This window comes from Lutibacter flavus (assembly GCF_900188355.1).
Classification (GTDB): domain Bacteria; phylum Bacteroidota; class Bacteroidia; order Flavobacteriales; family Flavobacteriaceae; genus Lutibacter; species Lutibacter flavus.
This window is the reverse complement of the sequence record NZ_FZNX01000001.1, coordinates 254,039-272,118: the sequence shown is the minus strand read 5'-3', so window position 1 is coordinate 272,118 and position 18,080 is coordinate 254,039. Positions and strand designations below refer to the sequence as shown.

General features: G+C 27.8%; 17 protein-coding genes. 7 read left to right on the top strand and 10 right to left on the bottom strand.

All coding sequences use genetic code 11. The annotated features are described in order from the left end of the window. Positions 1 to 20 precede the first annotated feature (20 nt). The gene (locus CHB63_RS01150; RefSeq protein WP_089376604.1) at positions 21 to 1,031 is read left to right on the top strand and encodes a M28 family metallopeptidase; all 1,011 of its coding nucleotides are present in this window, start codon (positions 21 to 23) and stop codon (positions 1,029 to 1,031) included. 327 nt (positions 1,032 to 1,358) lie between these two features. Here the strand turns inward: CHB63_RS01150 and holA are convergent, their stop codons facing one another. After that, positions 1,359 to 2,363 carry a DNA polymerase III subunit delta gene (gene holA / locus CHB63_RS01145; RefSeq protein WP_089376603.1) on the bottom strand — a complete coding sequence of 335 codons (1,005 nt, stop codon included), beginning with the start codon at positions 2,361 to 2,363 and terminating at the stop codon, positions 1,359 to 1,361. A gap of 29 nt (positions 2,364 to 2,392) precedes the next feature. Here holA and CHB63_RS01140 point away from each other — a divergent pair, with 29 nt between their 5' ends. Together CHB63_RS01140 and CHB63_RS01135 are read left to right on the top strand one after the other, a co-directional pair. Then, positions 2,393 to 2,842: a type I restriction enzyme HsdR N-terminal domain-containing protein gene (locus tag CHB63_RS01140; RefSeq protein ID WP_089376602.1), complete on the top strand. Its 450-nt coding sequence runs from the start codon at positions 2,393 to 2,395 to the stop codon at positions 2,840 to 2,842. A gap of 46 nt (positions 2,843 to 2,888) precedes the next feature. Further along, positions 2,889 to 3,899 carry a glycosyltransferase family 2 protein gene (locus tag CHB63_RS01135; protein ID WP_089376601.1) on the top strand — a complete coding sequence of 337 codons (1,011 nt, stop codon included), beginning with the start codon at positions 2,889 to 2,891 and terminating at the stop codon, positions 3,897 to 3,899. A gap of 1 nt (position 3,900) precedes the next feature. Here the strand turns inward: CHB63_RS01135 and CHB63_RS01130 are convergent, their stop codons facing one another. Continuing rightward, positions 3,901 to 4,521 (bottom strand): L-threonylcarbamoyladenylate synthase, encoded by a 621-nt coding sequence (locus tag CHB63_RS01130; protein ID WP_089376600.1) that lies wholly within the window; start codon positions 4,519 to 4,521, stop codon positions 3,901 to 3,903. A gap of 34 nt (positions 4,522 to 4,555) precedes the next feature. Here CHB63_RS01130 and CHB63_RS01125 point away from each other — a divergent pair, with 34 nt between their 5' ends. Continuing rightward, the gene (locus tag CHB63_RS01125) at positions 4,556 to 5,434 is read left to right on the top strand and encodes an alpha/beta hydrolase (RefSeq protein ID WP_089376599.1); all 879 of its coding nucleotides are present in this window, start codon (positions 4,556 to 4,558) and stop codon (positions 5,432 to 5,434) included. A gap of 66 nt (positions 5,435 to 5,500) precedes the next feature. On the opposite strand, the gene CHB63_RS01120 is transcribed toward CHB63_RS01125, so the two are convergent. The 7 genes from CHB63_RS01120 to nusB all read right to left on the bottom strand — a co-directional run bounded on the left by CHB63_RS01120 (position 5,501) and on the right by nusB (position 11,277). Then, entirely contained in the window at positions 5,501 to 6,199 is a 699-nt protein-coding gene (locus CHB63_RS01120) for a response regulator transcription factor (protein ID WP_089376598.1), read from the bottom strand. Positions 6,200 to 6,210: 11 nt separating this feature from the next. Next, the gene (locus CHB63_RS01115) at positions 6,211 to 7,782 is read right to left on the bottom strand and encodes a sensor histidine kinase (protein ID WP_089376597.1); all 1,572 of its coding nucleotides are present in this window, start codon (positions 7,780 to 7,782) and stop codon (positions 6,211 to 6,213) included. A 92-nt stretch (positions 7,783 to 7,874) separates the two neighbouring features. Beyond that, the gene (coaE, locus tag CHB63_RS01110) at positions 7,875 to 8,465 is read right to left on the bottom strand and encodes a dephospho-CoA kinase (protein WP_089376596.1); all 591 of its coding nucleotides are present in this window, start codon (positions 8,463 to 8,465) and stop codon (positions 7,875 to 7,877) included. Then, positions 8,462 to 9,430 carry a CdaR family protein gene (locus CHB63_RS01105; protein WP_089376595.1) on the bottom strand — a complete coding sequence of 323 codons (969 nt, stop codon included), beginning with the start codon at positions 9,428 to 9,430 and terminating at the stop codon, positions 8,462 to 8,464. Before CHB63_RS01105 ends, coaE begins: the two co-directional genes overlap by 4 nt. Before the next feature lie 72 nt (positions 9,431 to 9,502). Beyond that, entirely contained in the window at positions 9,503 to 9,823 is a 321-nt protein-coding gene (gene yajC / locus CHB63_RS01100; RefSeq protein ID WP_089376594.1) for a preprotein translocase subunit YajC, read from the bottom strand. 29 nt (positions 9,824 to 9,852) lie between these two features. Continuing rightward, on the bottom strand, positions 9,853 to 10,305 hold the full coding sequence (locus tag CHB63_RS01095; protein WP_089376593.1) for a DUF1573 domain-containing protein: 453 nt from the start codon (positions 10,303 to 10,305) through the stop codon (positions 9,853 to 9,855). A 33-nt stretch (positions 10,306 to 10,338) separates the two neighbouring features. Further along, positions 10,339 to 11,277 carry a transcription antitermination factor NusB gene (gene nusB, locus CHB63_RS01090; RefSeq protein WP_089376592.1) on the bottom strand — a complete coding sequence of 313 codons (939 nt, stop codon included), beginning with the start codon at positions 11,275 to 11,277 and terminating at the stop codon, positions 10,339 to 10,341. Positions 11,278 to 11,450: 173 nt separating this feature from the next. Between nusB and CHB63_RS01085 the strand changes: the two genes are divergently transcribed. Then, on the top strand, positions 11,451 to 13,205 hold the full coding sequence (locus CHB63_RS01085) for an ABC transporter ATP-binding protein (protein WP_089376591.1): 1,755 nt from the start codon (positions 11,451 to 11,453) through the stop codon (positions 13,203 to 13,205). An 80-nt stretch (positions 13,206 to 13,285) separates the two neighbouring features. Then, entirely contained in the window at positions 13,286 to 13,654 is a 369-nt protein-coding gene (locus CHB63_RS01080; RefSeq protein ID WP_089376590.1) for a PUR family DNA/RNA-binding protein, read from the top strand. Positions 13,655 to 13,765: 111 nt separating this feature from the next. Here the strand turns inward: CHB63_RS01080 and sucC are convergent, their stop codons facing one another. Then, positions 13,766 to 14,959 (bottom strand): ADP-forming succinate--CoA ligase subunit beta, encoded by a 1,194-nt coding sequence (gene sucC / locus CHB63_RS01075; protein ID WP_089376589.1) that lies wholly within the window; start codon positions 14,957 to 14,959, stop codon positions 13,766 to 13,768. Between the two features lie 624 nt (positions 14,960 to 15,583). Between sucC and CHB63_RS01070 the strand changes: the two genes are divergently transcribed. Further along, entirely contained in the window at positions 15,584 to 17,992 is a 2,409-nt protein-coding gene (locus tag CHB63_RS01070) for a DUF5916 domain-containing protein (protein ID WP_245856725.1), read from the top strand. Positions 17,993 to 18,080 lie beyond the last annotated feature (88 nt).

Genomic DNA, 18,080 nt, shown 5'->3' with positions numbered 1-18,080 from the left:
AAATTCTTTTAATTAAAAACATGAAAAAATTAATTCTTTTAGGTTTCGCTTTTGTAATTTTTGGTTGTGGAAGCAATAACCATATTACAGATGTTAAGGAGGTTACAGGTGCAACAGCAACTCAATTTGCTAATACAATTACTGCCTCCGATTTAAAAACACATTTATATATAATAGCTTCAGATGAATTTGAAGGAAGAGGAACTGGAGAGCCTGGGCAAAAGAAAGCTGCAGAATATTTAAAAAACTTTTATATTTCTCAAAATATTTCTTCACCTTTTGGCGGTGATGATTACTTTCAAGAAATTCCAACCGCACATTTAAAACCTGATTTGAATCCTTCTGAAAATGTATTGGCATTTATTGAAGGTTCTGAAAAACCTGAAGAGATACTCGTAATATCTGCACATTATGACCACCTTGGAATTAGAGATGGAGAAATTTATAATGGAGCTGACGACGATGGGTCTGGAAATGTAGCTATTATGGAAATTGCTGAAGCATTTAAAAAAGCAGCAATAAATGGAAACGGGCCAAAACGCTCAATCCTATTTTTACATGTTACCGGTGAAGAAAAAGGCTTATTAGGATCGAAGTTTTATACAAATTTCCCTGTATTTCCACTTGCAAATACGGTTACAAACTTAAATATAGATATGATTGGTCGTGTTGATGATGCACATGAAAACAATCCTGATTTTGTGTATGTTATTGGATCTTATAAACTAAGTTCAGAATTGCATTCTTTATCCGAAGACATAAATTCAAGATTTACAAACTTAATTTTAGATTATAGATATAATGATGAAGAGGATCCAAATCGTTTTTATTATCGTTCAGATCACTATAATTTTGCCAAGAATAATATTCCAATAATTTTTTACTTTAACGGAACTCATGATAATTATCATAGACCATCTGATACTCCGGATAAAATTAATTATGAAATTTTGCAAAAACGAACTCAATTAATTTTTTATACAGCTTGGGAAATTGCTAATAGAGAAAATAGAATTGTTGTAGATAAGTAGTTTTTGACTGTTGGCTGTTGGCTGTTGACTGTTGGCTGTTGACTGTTGACTGTTGGCTGTTGGCTGTTGGCTGTTGGCAAAGAAAGTAATTATTAATTTTGCATCGAATTGTTACTTTAATGTCATTCCTGTGAAAACAGGAATCTATACAACGTTGTTTAAAAACCCAAAGTTTTAGAAAATATAAATTTAACCAAGATTAGTATTAAATTCACAGAAAAATAAGAATTTTTAATAATGTACAAAACAGATTCATGCCTGTGCAGGAATGACAACTTAATTTTTTTTCATTCCAGTGAATACAGGAATGACATAATTCAAAAAAAATTAATGAATAATTTTAAATAATAATTCTTTTAAAATATCCCCTGCAGGTAAAGCATTTGCACCTACTCCTTTACTTTTTACATCTGCATCACGCAATAATCCAATAACTTGAGAAACTTTACGCATTGGAAAATTTTTTGCAGCAATAGAATAATCTGAAACAAAAAATGGATTCACTCCTAATGCTTTTGCAACACTATTTTTAGACTTGTCCTTTAGGCTATGAAAAATAAGTAATTGTGTAAAAAAACTATTCAATAACGAAATTGACATTACCATAGGATTCGCTTTTTGATTTTGAGCAAAATGATTTATAATTCTGTTTACTTTAAAAACATTTCTTTCTCCAACTGCTTTTCGAAGTTCAAAATTATTATAGTCTTTACTAATTCCAATATTTTCTTCAATAGATTTTGGTGTAATTACAGAGCCTGCTGGCAAAACCAACATTAATTTATCTAGTTCGTTACTTATTTTACTTAAATCTGTTCCTAAAAACTCAACCAGCATTAAAGTGGCTTTGGCTTCAATGGTGTATCTTTTACCACTTAAAACTCTCCTAATCCAGTCCGCTACTTGATTTTCATAAAGCTTTTTACTTTCATATGCCAATCCAACCTTTTGAACTGCTTTATAAAGAGCCTTTCGTTTATCTATTTTTTTATATTTATAACAAATAACTAAAACCGTTGAAGGCTGAGGATTGTTTACATAGGAAACTAATTTTTCGATTGTTCTAGACAAATCTTGGGCTTCTTTTACAATAATCACCTGTCTATCAGACATCATCGGAAATCTTTTAGCATTGTCTACAATATCTTCAATTGCAACATCTCTACCATATAAAACCATTTGATTAAAGCCTTTTTCTTCTTCAGCCAATATATTTTTTTCAATAAATTCTGAAATTTTATCTATATAATATGGCTCCTCACCCATTAAAAAATAGATAGGTTTAATATTTCCGTTTTTAATATCAGAAACTATTTTAGTAACGTCACTCATTTATAAAAAAAAATTAGCATTTTTGCCCTATGCAGCAATTGAATTTACCTATATATAAATTCAGAATCAAAAGTAGTGAAAATAAGTATTTTATTTTTGATATCATCAGAAAAAAATATGTTGTTTTAACTCCAGAAGAGTGGGTACGTCAACATTTTGTTCAATATTTAATTGAAGAAAAAAATTATCCAATTTCATTAATTGCTGTTGAAAAAAAACTTACAATTAATAAACTTACCAAACGAACGGATATTTTGGTATTCACTTCGGAAGGCTTGCCACATATTATTGTTGAATGTAAAGCACCTTCAATAAAAATAACTCAAGATACTTTTGATCAGATAGCCAGATATAATTTAAAACTTGAAGCAAATTATTTAATAACTACAAATGGTTTAGAACATTTTTATTGTAAAATGGATACCGAAAATGAGCAATATATTTTTTTAAAAAACATACCTAATTATAAAGATAATTAAGATAATATTAATTTGATTCTACAATTTTTAAATTAAGTTTGTACTTGTGAAAATAGCCATCGTCATATTAAACTGGAATGGGAAAAAGTTGTTAGAAAAATTCCTTCCATCTATTGTAAAATACAGTAACTTAATCAATGTTGAAATTTATGTTGCTGACAACGCTTCAACTGATGATTCTGTAGATTTTATAAAACAGAATTACCCTAACATTGTAATAGTTCAAAATAAAGAAAATGGCGGATTTGCAAAAGGTTATAATGACGCTTTAAAGCATATTAATGCTGATATTTATGGGTTGGTAAATTCAGATATAGAAGTTACTGAGGGTTGGCTAAATTCAATTATAGCAGCCTTTGAGAATGAAGAAAATACTGCAATTATTCAACCAAAAATTTTAGATTTTAAAAATAAAGAGCTGTTTGAATATGCTGGCGCTGGTGGAGGATTTGTAGATAAATACGGCTATCCGTTTTGTAGAGGACGCATTTTTTCAAAATTAGAAAAAGACAATCAACAGTTTAACGATACAAAAGACATTTTTTGGGCTTCAGGTGCTTGTTTTTTTATTAGATCTAAAGTTTTTCATGAACTAAATGGTTTTGATGAAGATTATTTTGCACATCAGGAAGAAATTGATTTATGTTGGAGAGCCAAAAACACCAACAAAACTATAAAATATGTAGGTGCTTCAACAGTTTTTCATGTTGGAGGTGCAACTTTAAAAGAAGAAAGTCCTAAAAAAACTTTTTTAAATTTTAGAAATAGCTTATTTACTTTGGTTAAAAACTTACCAAAAAAACAATTATTTGTTATTATTTTTACACGTTTAGTATTGGATGGAATTGCAGGAATAAAATTTTTAATTGAAATGCGTCCAATTCATACTTTTTCAATTTTAAAAGCCCATATTAGTTTTTATTCCCAGTTAAACAACATGTTACATAAAAGAAAAGATCAATATCAAATAACTGATTATTACAGAGTTAAAAGTATTGTTTGGCAACATTTTGTTTTAGGAAAGAAAAAATATAATGATATTATTAATAAATTATAATTTAGAAATCATCAATACTTCCTTTACCCTTACGTAAAACTGTTATTTCACCATCGGATAAATCTACAACAGTAGATGGTATATTGTCTCCATAACCTCCATCAATAACAACATCAACAATATTACCCCATTTTTCAAAAATTAATTCCGGATCAGTTGTATATTCTATCAAATCATCTTCATCATAAATAGATGTAGAAACAATTGGATTCCCTAATTTTTTTACCAATTCTCTAATAATATTATTATCTGGAATACGAATACCAACTGTCTTTTTACTTTTAAAGGCTTTTGGCAAATTATTATTACTTGGCAACACAAAAGTATAAGGACCTGGTAAGGCCTTTTTTAATATTTTGTAGGTAGAAGTGTCAATTTGCTTTACATAATCAGAAAGATTGCTTAAATCGTAACAAATAAATGAAAAATTAGCTTTTTCTAATTTAACACCCTTTATTTTAGCAACTTTCTCCATTGCTTTCATATTTGTTATATCACACCCCAAACCATAAACTGTATCGGTTGGGTAAATTATTAATCCTCCTTTTTTTAGAACTGAAACAACTTTATCTATTTCTCGTTCATTAGGATTTTCATCATATATTTTAATAAATTCTGCCATCTTTTATAATCTTTTTTATCTACTTTTAACCGGCATGAAATATACATTAAACCTAATAAATAAATTTACTATTCTATTGATAATTGTTATTTGTACTTATTCCTGTATAAACAGCAATTATATTGATGTTCCAAAAATTACAGCTTCAAAAGAAATAATAAATGTTTCGTATGGAGCTACATCTCTACAAAAATACGATATTTATTTACCCGAAAATAGATCAGTTACAACTACTAAAGTAATTATGTTAATTCATGGTGGTAGCTGGATTAGTGGAGATAAAAATGATTTAAATTATTTAGTAACCTACTTAAAAAATAAAAATCCAAATTATGCTATTGTAAATATTAACTATCAATTGGCTACATTAGAAAAGTCTCCTTTTCCTATGCAAATAAATGATATACAGTTAGTTATTAAACATTTAAAATCAAAATCAACTGAATATGAAATAACAACTAGAATTGGGATTATTGGAATTAGCGCTGGCGGACATTTAGGAATGCTATACGCTTACGGTTTTGATGAATTAAATAATGTTGAAATGGTTTGTAGTATTATTGGTCCTACCAATTTTTTAGATCAAAATTATTATGATAATCCTGATTTTACAGATATTATTAGTGGAATTCAACTTATAACCGGAGTTAACTATATAGACAATCCAGAATATTACAGTATTTTAAGTCCTTATTATGTTGCAAGTGAAAGTTCGCCTCCAACAATATTGTTTTATGGTGGAATGGATCCTCTTGTCCCAATTTCACAAGGAATAGACTTACATAATAAATTAGATGAGTTAGGTATAATAAATGAATTTACCTTATACGAAAACGAAGGTCACGGGTGGGAAGGTCCAGCGTTAACTGACACTTATAATAAATTAGAAAATTTTATAGTAAAACATTTCTAATTTCAATAACAAAAAAGTCATTCTAATAAAATAAAATGACTTTTTTTTAAAAAAAATTTATAATTTCTAAGTCTTCTCAATTAGTCTAAAGCCTTCTCCATGAATGTTTAAAATTTCAACATTCTCATCACTTTTTAAATATTTACGAAGCTTTGCAATGTAAACGTCCATACTTCTAGAAGTAAAATAATTATCATCTCTCCAAATTTTGGTAAGTGCTAATTCTCTAGGCATTAAATCATTTTTATGAACAGCTAACATTTTTAATAATTTACTTTCTTTAGGTGAAAGCTTTTGAGGTTCTTGTCCATCAAAAGAAAGATGTCTTAATTTTGAATTGAACTCAAACTTACCAATTTTAAATTCAAATGTATCCTCTTCTATACTTTGCTCAGACTCTTTACGCTGTAAAATTGCTTTAATTTTATACAATAAAACCTCAGAATCAAATGGTTTATTTAAGTAATCATCTGCTCCCGCCTGATAGCCTTTCAACACATCTTCTTTCATAGTTTTAGCAGTTAAAAATATAATTGGCACTTCAGAATTTGTAGCGCGTATATCTTTTGCTAAAGAAAACCCATCTTTTCTCGGCATCATTACATCTAAAATACAAAGATCAAAATCATCATTTTTAAACATAATTAATCCTTCTAACCCATCTTTTGCATGTGTCACATTGTAATCGTTTAACGATAAGTAATCCTTTAAAACCGTACCAAAATTTGGATCGTCCTCTACTAATAAAATTCTATTATTTTCCATATTCTTTTAAATTAAATTAGGGGTAATTTAAGAGTGAAAGTACTTCCAATTCCTTTTTCACTTTCAACATAAATTTCTCCTTGATGAATTTCGACTATTTTTTTAACATATGAAAGTCCTAAGCCATGTCCTTTCACATTATGAATATTTCCTTTCTCTTCTCTATAAAACTTCTTAAATACAAGTTTTTGAACATTTTTGTTCATTCCAATACCTTGATCCTTAATTTTTATAACAACAAATTTTTCTGAATTATCCGTTGAAATATCAATTTTAGGAGCTTCTTCAGAATACTTAATTCCATTATCTAATATATTAACTATCACATTTGTTAGATGGAATTCACTCCCAAATACCTCAGTAAAACCTGCTTTAAAATGTGTTTTAATATAACCTCCCTTATCTTTTATCAACAATTCCACATGAGTAATAGCTTCATCAATTATGTCATGCATATCAATCATTTCTTTTTCAACATCTAACTGGTTTTTTTCCAGTTTAGATATTCTCAAAACGTTTTCAACTTGCGTATGCATACGCTTATTTTCATCACGAATCATTTTAACATAACGCTTCACTTTTTCTTCATCTCCAATAATTTTTGGATTTTTTATTGCATCCAAAGCCAAATTTATTGTTGCAATTGGCGTTTTAAACTCGTGAGTCATATTATTAATAAAATCAGTTTTTATCTCCGATATTTGCTTTTGCCTAATTAATTGATACAATGCAGTAACAAACGCTATAATTATTATTAAAATAAAAAATGCTGATAATAATAAAAGCTTAGAAATTGAAGATAATATATAATCTTTTTTTTCTGGAAATGTTACAAATAACTGAAAATTACTATTTCCTTCGGCATCTGCGAACATAGGCACCATATAACTTTTACCTAATTCTTTTCTAAAATATCCCGACTTTACTTGCGTTGCTAATCCGTTGCTATAAATACCATATTTAAAATCCGTATCAATTCCTTTACTTTTCAACTCCCTGTCCAACCTGTAAGAAATTTCTTTATTACTAACTCTTTGATGTACTGGAAGTTTACTTCTAGAAATGTCAAAAGCTCTTTCTAATTGAGATTTCTCTGCACCATCAAATCTTCCAATTTTAACGTATCTCTCCTCAGGAGCTTCAACCCCATTTACTTGGTTATCAATTGTTTGATCTTTTACAATTACAATTTCTTCTTTACTGAATATTTCTTTAAAATCTACAGAATCATTTTCAAAGAACTCAGAAGGAACTTTATAATTCTCTTCAATTATACTTTGTGAATAGGTGAAACGCTCCTTGTTAGTGGTATCTATTTTTTCATAAATATAATTTCTAACATCCGTATATTTCAGCTTTTTCCCTTCATCTTTAAATCGTTCACTTATATCAATATAAAACTCATTAAATTCATGTTCTTTTATATCTTCTGACACTTTTGCCAATGCAAATCGAACATTTGAGGTAAATTGTTCTTCAGTAATATGAATTGTATTTTTTATCCAAAAAACCTGCACTGTTATAATACCTATCAATGCAATACTCATTAATACAATGATAAGTATAAATATCCTCTTTCCCATTATTCAAAATTAAACTTTTAACATTAATAAGATTCTTTTTTAACTAAAGTTAACAATAAATATAATTTTTTAACACTATATTAAGAAATATACTATTTTTTATCCAATTTCACTAAAATATTGAAAATGGTTTCAACTTGTATTTTAGTATCAGATAAATTTGAATTATTAACAACAAAATGTGATTTTCTTATTTTACTTTCATCATTGAGTTGATGTTGCATTCTTTCTAAAACCTGTTCTTTTGAAACACCATCCCTTTTAATAATTCTTTTTATTTTATCTTCAAAGTTTGCAGAAACAGTAACTATATAATCACAAAATTTATCACTGCCACTTTCAAATAAAATAGCCGCTTCATAAATTATAATTTTAGAACTTGATTTTTTAATAAAATTTTTAAAATCCGACCGCACTTTAGGATGAACTAATGCATTAAGTGCAGTTAATGTATCCTTATTATTAAAAACCACGTTTGAAATAAAAGCTCTATTTAGTTTCTGATCAATATATGCCTTTTCCCCTATTAGCTTTTTTATATCAGTAATTAATTCAGGATTGGTATTCATTAATCTTTTAGCTTCAACATCTGCAATATACGTTTCAACTCCAAGGCCTTTAAACATTTCTAATACCGTAGATTTCCCACTTCCAATTCCGCCTGTTAAACCTATAATTATCATTTTTGTATTAAAAATTCTATTTGACTTGGATTTATTTTTAATGAGGAAATATACTCGCTTTTTTGCTTTATTATTGGAGTTAAAAATTGAGTTGTAGTATCATTTTTATATTGGTTATAATCAAAAACTATTAAAAAACTATTCTCATTTATTTTACCAAAATTTGAAAGTCCAACCTGATAAGTAACCTCAATTTCTTTTGGAAAAGGATTAACTTTTAATTCAGGTGGTTCGTTTATAAAAGTTACAGGTATCACAAATCTACCTTCAGTAAATTTATCTACTTCACCTTTAATTTTAATTTTATTAGTTGATAGTGAAACATTCTTAGCTTTTTTTGGCATTACCAAACTTAATTCTTCATTTATGCTTTCATAAACATCATTCATTTTAAAAATGCCAGTTGAAATTTCCTTTATTGAATCAATAAATTTTTCAGGTCCAGAAATAAGTATAGAATCAGGAGTAACTTTCAATTTTTCAATAAAATTATAACCTAATTTAAATTGAATTTCAATTTTTGCATTTACAGGAACTTTTTTAGTTATATTTTTTCCTATTTCAATAAAAATAGTATCCTTTAAAACACTTAAAATTTCAGTATCACCTGTAAGTTGTGTGTTTAAACTAGATAATTGGGTATTAGGCAATAAAAAATATGAACTCTTGTTTTTCGATAAATTATTTAAGTCAAAACTAAGCTTTTGTTGCTTTACTTTATATTTTAATAAATTAAAACCTGGAGCTTTAACGGCTATATCAATTTTAGATACTGGTTTAATTTGTAATAATTTATCGCTTGGTAAGTTTTTATATTCAACTTTAAAAATTGCTGAACTTGTGTATGTTTTAGACAATTCTATTAATAACCATATTATTGATGTTAGTATTAAAAAGAATACAAACACCTTTATTTTACGGTTATCTCTAAGGGAAACACCTGAAGTTTTAACAACTGTTTTCATTTTGTCCAATAAATATTAAATATACAAAAAAAGTGAGCTTTTCTGCTCACTTTTTAATTTATGTAATATTTGTTATTTCTTTTCTGTTGGTGCTAAATATTTTTTACTTAGCTCCATAGAAATAGCTGAACGTTCAAATTTAATTTTCCCCGCTCCAGTTTCAATTATAACTGTGTTATCACTATCTACTATATCTACAATTTTTCCGTGAATTCCGCTAGAAGTAATTATTTTATTTCCTTTAGCTATTTCACTTTGAAACTTTTTTTCATTTTTTGCTTTTTTCATTTGTGGTCTAATCATAAAAAAATAGATAACCACAAACATTAATAGAAATGGTAACATACTTGTTAATGAACTACCTTCTGTTTGTAATAAAATTGTTGTATACATTATTTTAATTGTGTGTTTATATGATAATATTAACTATTCTTAATTACAGTCCCTTTAATACGTACGGTTTCTGTAACTTTTTCTGTATTTGTTTTTAATGTTATAGACTTACTTTGTTTACCAACTCTACCTCTTGAGTTAAATGTAAATTTTATTTCTCCAGATTCTCCTGGTTTAATTGCTTCTTTTGGCCAATCTGGAACCGTACATCCACAAGTTGCTTTAGCACTTGTAATAATTAAGTCTACTTTTCCTGTATTAGTTACTTCAAAAGACCCTTCAACTAAATCTCCTTCTGTTACTTCACCAAAATCGTATTCAGTTTTATCAAATTCAATTATTGCAGATCCTAAATTAATAACGGCATCTCTTTCTTTTGCACTTTCTAAGTTTGATGTGTTAACTTTTGAAGACGCATTTTCCTTGCAAGAAAAAAAAGCGATACTCATTAATAAAACACAAACAGCTGTAAATTTTTTCATGGTAATAAAGTTTTATTTTGTAAAAATATAAAATTATAATAATCCTCTTCCTATTTTATTCAATCTTTTTGAAGCGATAAAATCTTTTAAAATTTTATCTAACACTCCATTTATAAAGAAGCTACTTTTATTAGTTGAATAATCTTTTGAAATTTCTATATACTCATTAATAGTTACTCTTGAAGGTATTGATGGAAATTTTAAAAATTCGCAAATTGCCATTTTAATTAAAATCATATCAATATCTGCAATTCGATCTGCATCCCAATTAGGCGTTTTATCAATAATATCCTTTTCAAACTCGGTATGATTCAGAACAACTTTTCTAAACAAATCTTTTACAAACTTTTTATCATCCTCATCTTTATAAAGGTCACCTAAAATAAAAGGTTTGTTTATTTTAAACTGATTTATAGTTTTTAAAACCCACGTATTTACAAAAGGAATATCATCTACCCAACTAATATTTTTATCTTCAAAATAATCTGCCAGTTTTTCATTTGGAGCAATAATTTCCTTAAATAACTCAGCAATAAATTCTTTATCACTTTGAAATGATGAAGTTTCAGAGTTCATATAAGCAAGGTAAATACTACTTTCTTTGGTTTTTCTCCAAATGTCCTTAATATATTCATCATCTAATAACCAGTAATTTAGCTTTTTAGAATCTATATAATCGAACAAAGAATTACTACCTTCAAACAATTTAATAATTGCATTGTCAATAAATTTTGTGCTAGGATTTAATTCTTCTGGTGTGGCTAAATGCTTTTTTTGAGAAATATTAATATGTTTTTTTTCCATATTTTTTACTTCAATAAAAATTTGCAAAATTAAAACATACAAATCTTTCATTCTATCTATACTATTGTATAGAAATTTCTCCTCCCTATCAAGGTTATCACTTTTAGATTGTAGCATTGCATAAACCGATTGCATTACCTTAATTCTAATATGTCTTCTATTTACCATTTAAAGAACTTTAAACATTTATTGTTTCTAAGGCGCAAAAATACTATTATTTTTTATAAAAATTATTGAGTTTTTCATTTTTTATTCAAAGTTAAATCTATATTAAAAAGCTTAAATAAATTTATAATCATGTATATTCGTGCATTAAAATTGAAACGTAGGTATTCCTTTTTATGAAAGCTTTACAATATTTAAATAAATACTTTTTAAAATACAAATATCGCCTAATTATTGGTTTGATAATTACCTTTTGCTCAAAGTATTTAGCATTGCAAATACCCCAACTTATTCGTGAATCTCTAGATGCTGCCGAAAATTATAGACTTGGTTTAATTACAGATTTAGATCTTGTAAAAACTGATTTACTTAACAATATTTTGCTAATTCTTGGAGCAGCTTTATTATCTGGTTTCTTTACATTTATAATGAGACAAATGATTATTGTTTCATCCAGATTGATAGAGTTCGATTTAAAAAATGAGATTTATCAACAATACCAGCGACTCTCTTTAAATTTTTATAAAAAAAACAAAACAGGCGATTTAATGAATCGTATAAGTGAAGATGTAAGTAAAGTTCGAATGTATTTTGGGCCTGCGGTTATGTATACAATGAATATGTTGGTTCTTTTTATAGTAGCAATTATAAAAATGTACAATATAGATGCTACCTTAACTAATTACACATTATTGCCACTACCAATTTTATCAATTTCAATATACATTTTAAGTAGAGTTATAAATAAAAGAAGTACCATTGTGCAGCAATATTTATCTAAACTTACTGCAAATGCTCAAGAAACATTTTCTGGAATAAGTATTTTAAAATCATATGGTATTGAAAAAAATGCAATGCTAGAATTTGAAATTTTAGCTGAAACATCTAAAGAAAAAAATATTAACTTATTTAAGGCACAAGCGCTATTTTTTCCATTAATGATTCTATTAATTGGTTTAAGCAACATTTTGGTAATATACATTGGTGGTTTACGATATATTGAAGGTTCAATTACTATTGGAGTAATAGCTGAATTTATACTATATGTAAATATGCTAACTTGGCCTGTAGCTGTAGTTGGTTGGGTTACGTCAATTGTTCAACAAGCAGAAGCATCTCAAAAAAGAATCAATGAGTTTCTTAAACACGAACCTGAAATAAAAAATTTAGTAAGTACAACATCTATAATTAAAGGAGCTATAGAATTTAAAGATGTTACTTTTACTTATGACGATACAAATATTACTGCACTTAAAAATCTAAGTTTTAAATTAGATCAAGGAAAAACTTTAGCAATATTAGGAAATACAGGTTCTGGAAAATCTACAATAATAAACCTAATAGCTAGATTATACGATACAGATTCAGGAGAAGTGTTAATTGATGGAACAAATATAAAGGACTTAAATTTAGATGATTTAAGGCAAAATATTGGATTTGTACCACAAGAAGCTTTCTTATTCTCAGATACCATAAAAAACAACATAAAATTTGGAGATGAATCAGCTTCTGATGCCAAAATAGAACAAGCAGCAAAAGACGCATATATTCATCATAATATAATAGAATTTAAGGAGGGTTATAATACCTATGTTGGTGAAAGAGGTGTAACCTTATCGGGCGGACAAAAACAAAGAGTTTCTATAGCCAGAGCAATAATTAAAGACCCCAAAATATTAATTTTTGATGATTGTCTTTCTGCAGTTGATACGGAAACCGAAGAAATAATATTAAATAATTTACAAAAAGTAAGCCAAGATAAAACAACCATAATTGTGAGTCATAGAGTGTCATCTATTAAAAATGCAGACCAAATTATTGTGATAGAAAATGGGGCAATTGTACAACAAGGCTCACATAATGAGCTCGTTAATAAAGTAGGCTATTATAAGGAACTTTATGAACAACAACTTTTAGAAAAAGAAATTTAAAATTTGTGAAATAACCCAAATAATTTTATAGATTTGTGTAGAAATCTAATAAAAAGATAAATAAATATAGAAAGTTAATTATGAATGACAAAGAACATTTAGAACAAGAAGAGATATTCTCTCAGGTTCTTAGAGCGGGAAGAAGAACTTACTTTTTTGATGTAAGAGCTACAAAAGCAGAAGACTATTACTTAACTGTAACTGAGAGTAAAAAATTTACACATGACGATGGAACTTTCCATTACAAAAAACACAAAATTTATTTATACAAAGAAGATTTTACTGAGTTTAATGAGATGCTAAGAGCTGCAACTGATTATATTTTAAGTGAAAAAGGTGAAGAAGTTATTTCTGAACGTCACCAAAAAGATTTTAAAAAACCATCAGAAATGAATGATGAAGTTGCTGGAACTGAAAGTTTTACTGATGTAAATTTTGAAGATATTTAGTAAGTTATAAATATAACTCTTAATTAAAAAGCATCTCAATTGAGATGCTTTTTTTATGCCATAAAAAAACCGACAATAGTCGGTTTTTTTTAATTTATATAGAATTATTAATTACTTTAAAACTTGTTGTACTTTATCAGCAGCTTCTTGAAATTCAGTAGCAGAAATTACATCTAAACCACTGTCATCAATTAACTGTTTTGCCTCAATAGCATTTGTTCCTTGCAAACGAACAATAATTGGAACATTAATAGCGTCTCCCATATTCTTATAGGCATCAATCACACCTTGTGCAACTCTGTCACAACGAACAATACCTCCAAAGATATTAACTAGTATTGCTTTTACATTTGAATCTTTTAAAATAATTCTAAATGCAGTTTCAACACGTTTCGCATCTGCAGTACCACCAACATCTAAAAAGTTTGCTGGTTCCCCACCTGATTGCTTAATTAAATCCATGGTACTCATTGCCAATCCGGCTCCGTTTACCATACAACCAACATTCCCATCTAAATCCACATAATTTAAACCAGCAGCATTCGCCTCAACTTCTATTTCATTTTCCTCTCTTAAATCTCTTAATAATGCTAAATCTTTATGACGAAATAAAGCATTGTCATCTATAGTTACTTTAGAATCTACAGCTAAAATTTTATCATCTGATGTTTTTAACACTGGATTAATTTCAAATAAAGAAGAATCCGATTTTACAAATGCCGTATATAAAGAAGTAACAAATTTTATCATTTCTTTTAATGCCACACCAGATAAACCTAAATTAAAAGCAATTTTACGTGCCTGAAAAGGTAACAATCCTAAAAGCGGATCAATATCTTCAGTAAAAATTAAATGTGGTGTATTTTCAGCAACTGCTTCAATATCCATACCTCCTTCTGTAGAATACATAATCATATTTCTACCTGTACCTCTATTTAAAAGAACAGACATATAATATTCATCTGGTTCATTTGCTCCAGGATAGTAAACATCCTCTGCAACTAAAACTTGATGAACTTTTTTACCTTGAGCGGAAGTTTGAGGTGTAACCAGCATCATTCCAATTATATCTTCCGAAATTTTTTCAACTTCAGCTAAACTTTTTGCAAGCTTAACTCCACCTCCTTTACCACGACCACCTGCGTGAATTTGAGCTTTCACAACCCACCAACCGGTGCCTGTTTCTGTTGCTAATTGTTTTGCAGCCTCAACAGCTTTTTTATGGTTATCAGCAACAATTCCACGTTGAATTCTAACGCCAAAACTATTTAATAATTCTTTTCCTTGATATTCGTGTAAATTCATTAGAAATTATGGTTTTAAATAATAATTACAAATGTAATAATCTAAAACTTAAATCTTAGTTTGTATTAAAAAAAAATGAAATTTGAGAGCTAATCTTTTCATACAATAAATAATTTGAACACATTTATTTGTAAAAATGTCAAGAATTTTAAAACTACCCATCATTAATAATGTAGAATTACATCTTTAATAATGTAATATACCATCATAAAATCTAAAATATTCTTATTTAAATTCTTAAAGGAAAAATTTAATTTAATTTAAATTTACATTGTAAAATATTATTTATTTAACACAACAAGGTCATGAAAAATAGTGTTATAAAATCAGTCATTATGATCCCTGTATTACTTTTTGTTGTTTTATTTACTTTTTCTTACATACATTATTTAATTATGCTTTTTAGAGTTTACTTCTTAATGATTTAACTCTATAATATTTAGAATTAATGCTTTCTGAAATTTAAGTTTAACTATATAAAAATGTAACAAATTAATTTTTCAACAGTCTTTTAAAGTGTTAATGAATTGATGAATTCTAATTATTAACATTAATTTAAGATTGTTAAAAAAATATGTTAAATATTTTAGCATTATATATAGAATAAACTAACTGGCTCATTTTATGAAAAAAGTTTTTATACTTTTTATCGTTTTAAGTTGTGTTTCTCTTTCTGCACAAGAAACCAAAAAAAACCTAATTACTAAAAGAGTTTCAAATCCACCAAAAATTGATGGTATTCTTGATGATATTGCTTGGGAAAACTGTGATATAGCAAAAAACTTTGTCATGTTTCGCCCATCTTCAGGTACTCCAGAAAATGAAAATCAAAAAACCGAAGTTAAAGTAGTATATGATGATGAGGCTATTTATTTTGGTGCCTATTTATATGATGACAAACCAAATGAAATTCCAAAACAATTTGCCAATAGAGATAATTTTGGTGCTGTAGATTGGTTTGGAATCATGTTAAACCCAAATAACGATTCGCAAAATGATACAGAATTTTTTATTCAAGCCTCTGGAAATCAAGCCGATGCCAAATCCAATGCTTTTAATGAAGATTTTAGCTGGAGTGCCGTTTGGGATAGTGAAGTTAAAATAGTTGAAAACGGATGGATTATAGAAGTTAAAATACCTTATTCTTCTTTACGATTCTCAAACCAAGAAGTACAAACCTGGGGGCTTAATTTTCATAGAAGATTTTCAAAATCACGAGATCAGTACACTTGGAATTTTATTGATAGAACAAAAGGAGTTATACAACAATACGCTGGTACTTTAAGCGGTATTAAAAGTATTGAACCGTCTACCCGATTAAGTTTTTCACCATATGCTTCATCTGCTTTTAATTCTTATGATGGTGAAGAAGACTTTGATAACAGTATTGGTTTAGATGTAAAATATGGTATCAATGAAAGCTTTACTTTAGATGCTACTTTAATACCAGATTTTGGACAAACGGCTTTTGATGATTTAGTTTTAAATTTAGGTCCATTTGAGCAGCAATACCAAGAACAAAGACCATTTTTTACTGAAGGAACAGAGCTCTTTAGTAAAGGAAATATGTTTTATTCAAGACGAATAGGAAATACGCCCATTAATTATTTCGACGAAGAAAATTTAGAAGAAAATGAAGAAGTTATAGACAACCCATACAAAGTAAACATGCTGAATGCCGTAAAAGTTTCTGGAAGAACTAAAGGAGGCTTAGGAATTGGAGTATTCAACGCAATTACAGAGAAAACCGAGGCTAAAATTAAAAACCCAACAACTGATGAAACAAGGAGGGTTGTTACAGAACCATTAGCAAATTACAGCGTGGTAATTTTAGATCAACAATTCAATAAAAATTCATCTGTTTCATTTATAAACACAAATGTTTTAAGAGATGGAAGTGCTAGAGATGCAAACGCAACTGGATTACTCTATACCCTTGTAAATAAAAAAAACACACACTATATTGATGGAAGTGTTAAAACCAGTTCCATTAGAGAAGATGGAGAAAAACTTAATGGTTATTACTTTGACACAAGTATTGGAAAATTTGCAGGTAAAGTTCAATATGAAGCAGGATATAGAATGGTTGATGAAAATTTTGATATAAATGACCTTGGATATCAAAATAGAAACGACTATCAAAACGTTTATGGTAACTTTTCTTTTCGAATTTTTGAACCTACAAAAACATTTAATAGATACCGGATCAGCACCTGGGGTAATTTAAATTATAGAAAAAGTGATGGAGCTTATATGGATAACCACGTTGGTATTAATTTTAATGCAACAACTGTTAAACAATTATCATTTGGAACAAATATAAATGGTAAAATTGGTAAAACTAATGATTATTATGAGCCAAGAGTTGAAGATAGATTTTATAAAGATAAACCTAGGCTACATTTTAATGGCTGGATATCAACTGATTTTAGCAAAAAATTCTCTTTTGAAACCTATGTCTTTTACGGAATAAGAATTGGAGAAAATAGAGAATATTATGAGTTTGAATTTTCACCTCGTTACCGTTTTAGCGATAAATTTAATGTTTCATATGGGCTTAATATGGGTGTTGGAAAAAACAGTAAAGGATGGGTAAACGAATTAGAGGACGGAACTATTATTTTTGGAAACAGAGACAGTAAAAATATAACAAATTCAATTTCAGGAAGATATAATTTTAGTGTAAAATCTGGTTTAGCCCTAACGTTTAGACATTATTGGTCACCTGTTGAATATGACTCACAGTATTTTACTCTAAACAATAATGGCTCTTTATCACTTAATAATTCATATACAGACAGTCATGATATTAATTTTAATTCTTGGAATTTAGACTTAAGTTATTCTTGGCAATTTGCACCTGGAAGTCAATTAGTTGCTCTGTATAGAAATGCCATTTTTAATGAAGATGAAAATTCATATTTAAGTTTTAACCACAACCTTACAAATCTTTTTGAGCAACCAAAACAACACAATCTTTCATTAAAATTAATTTATTATTTAGATTATAATAAAATTAAAACTTGGTTGTAAATTATTAAATAATTAAACTTCTTTCATAATTAACATTTCTTTAAGATTTATTGGAGAAAATGTTAAATATTTTCGCATAATAATTTCA

Excerpts from the sequence above, each read along its gene's own strand:
- CHB63_RS01140 (WP_089376602.1), top strand. The coding sequence starts at position 2,393 with ATGCAGCAATTGAATTTACCTATATATAAATTCAGAATCAAAAGTAGT.
- CHB63_RS01095 (WP_089376593.1), bottom strand. The coding sequence starts at position 10,305 with ATGAAAAAATTTACAGCTGTTTGTGTTTTATTAATGAGTATCGCTTTT.
- coaE (WP_089376596.1), bottom strand. The coding sequence starts at position 8,465 with ATGATAATTATAGGTTTAACAGGCGGAATTGGAAGTGGGAAATCTACG.
- CHB63_RS01105 (WP_089376595.1), bottom strand. The coding sequence starts at position 9,430 with ATGAAAACAGTTGTTAAAACTTCAGGTGTTTCCCTTAGAGATAACCGT.
- holA (WP_089376603.1), bottom strand. The coding sequence starts at position 2,363 with ATGAGTGACGTTACTAAAATAGTTTCTGATATTAAAAACGGAAATATT.
- CHB63_RS01130 (WP_089376600.1), bottom strand. The coding sequence starts at position 4,521 with ATGGCAGAATTTATTAAAATATATGATGAAAATCCTAATGAACGAGAA.
- yajC (WP_089376594.1), bottom strand. The coding sequence starts at position 9,823 with ATGTATACAACAATTTTATTACAAACAGAAGGTAGTTCATTAACAAGT.
- CHB63_RS01150 (WP_089376604.1), top strand. The coding sequence starts at position 21 with ATGAAAAAATTAATTCTTTTAGGTTTCGCTTTTGTAATTTTTGGTTGT.
- CHB63_RS01085 (WP_089376591.1), top strand. The coding sequence starts at position 11,451 with ATGAAAGCTTTACAATATTTAAATAAATACTTTTTAAAATACAAATAT.
- CHB63_RS01070 (WP_245856725.1), top strand. The coding sequence starts at position 15,584 with ATGAAAAAAGTTTTTATACTTTTTATCGTTTTAAGTTGTGTTTCTCTT.
- CHB63_RS01115 (WP_089376597.1), bottom strand. The coding sequence starts at position 7,782 with ATGGGAAAGAGGATATTTATACTTATCATTGTATTAATGAGTATTGCA.
- sucC (WP_089376589.1), bottom strand. The coding sequence starts at position 14,959 with ATGAATTTACACGAATATCAAGGAAAAGAATTATTAAATAGTTTTGGC.
- CHB63_RS01125 (WP_089376599.1), top strand. The coding sequence starts at position 4,556 with ATGAAATATACATTAAACCTAATAAATAAATTTACTATTCTATTGATA.
- nusB (WP_089376592.1), bottom strand. The coding sequence starts at position 11,277 with ATGGTAAATAGAAGACATATTAGAATTAAGGTAATGCAATCGGTTTAT.
- CHB63_RS01120 (WP_089376598.1), bottom strand. The coding sequence starts at position 6,199 with ATGGAAAATAATAGAATTTTATTAGTAGAGGACGATCCAAATTTTGGT.
- CHB63_RS01080 (WP_089376590.1), top strand. The coding sequence starts at position 13,286 with ATGAATGACAAAGAACATTTAGAACAAGAAGAGATATTCTCTCAGGTT.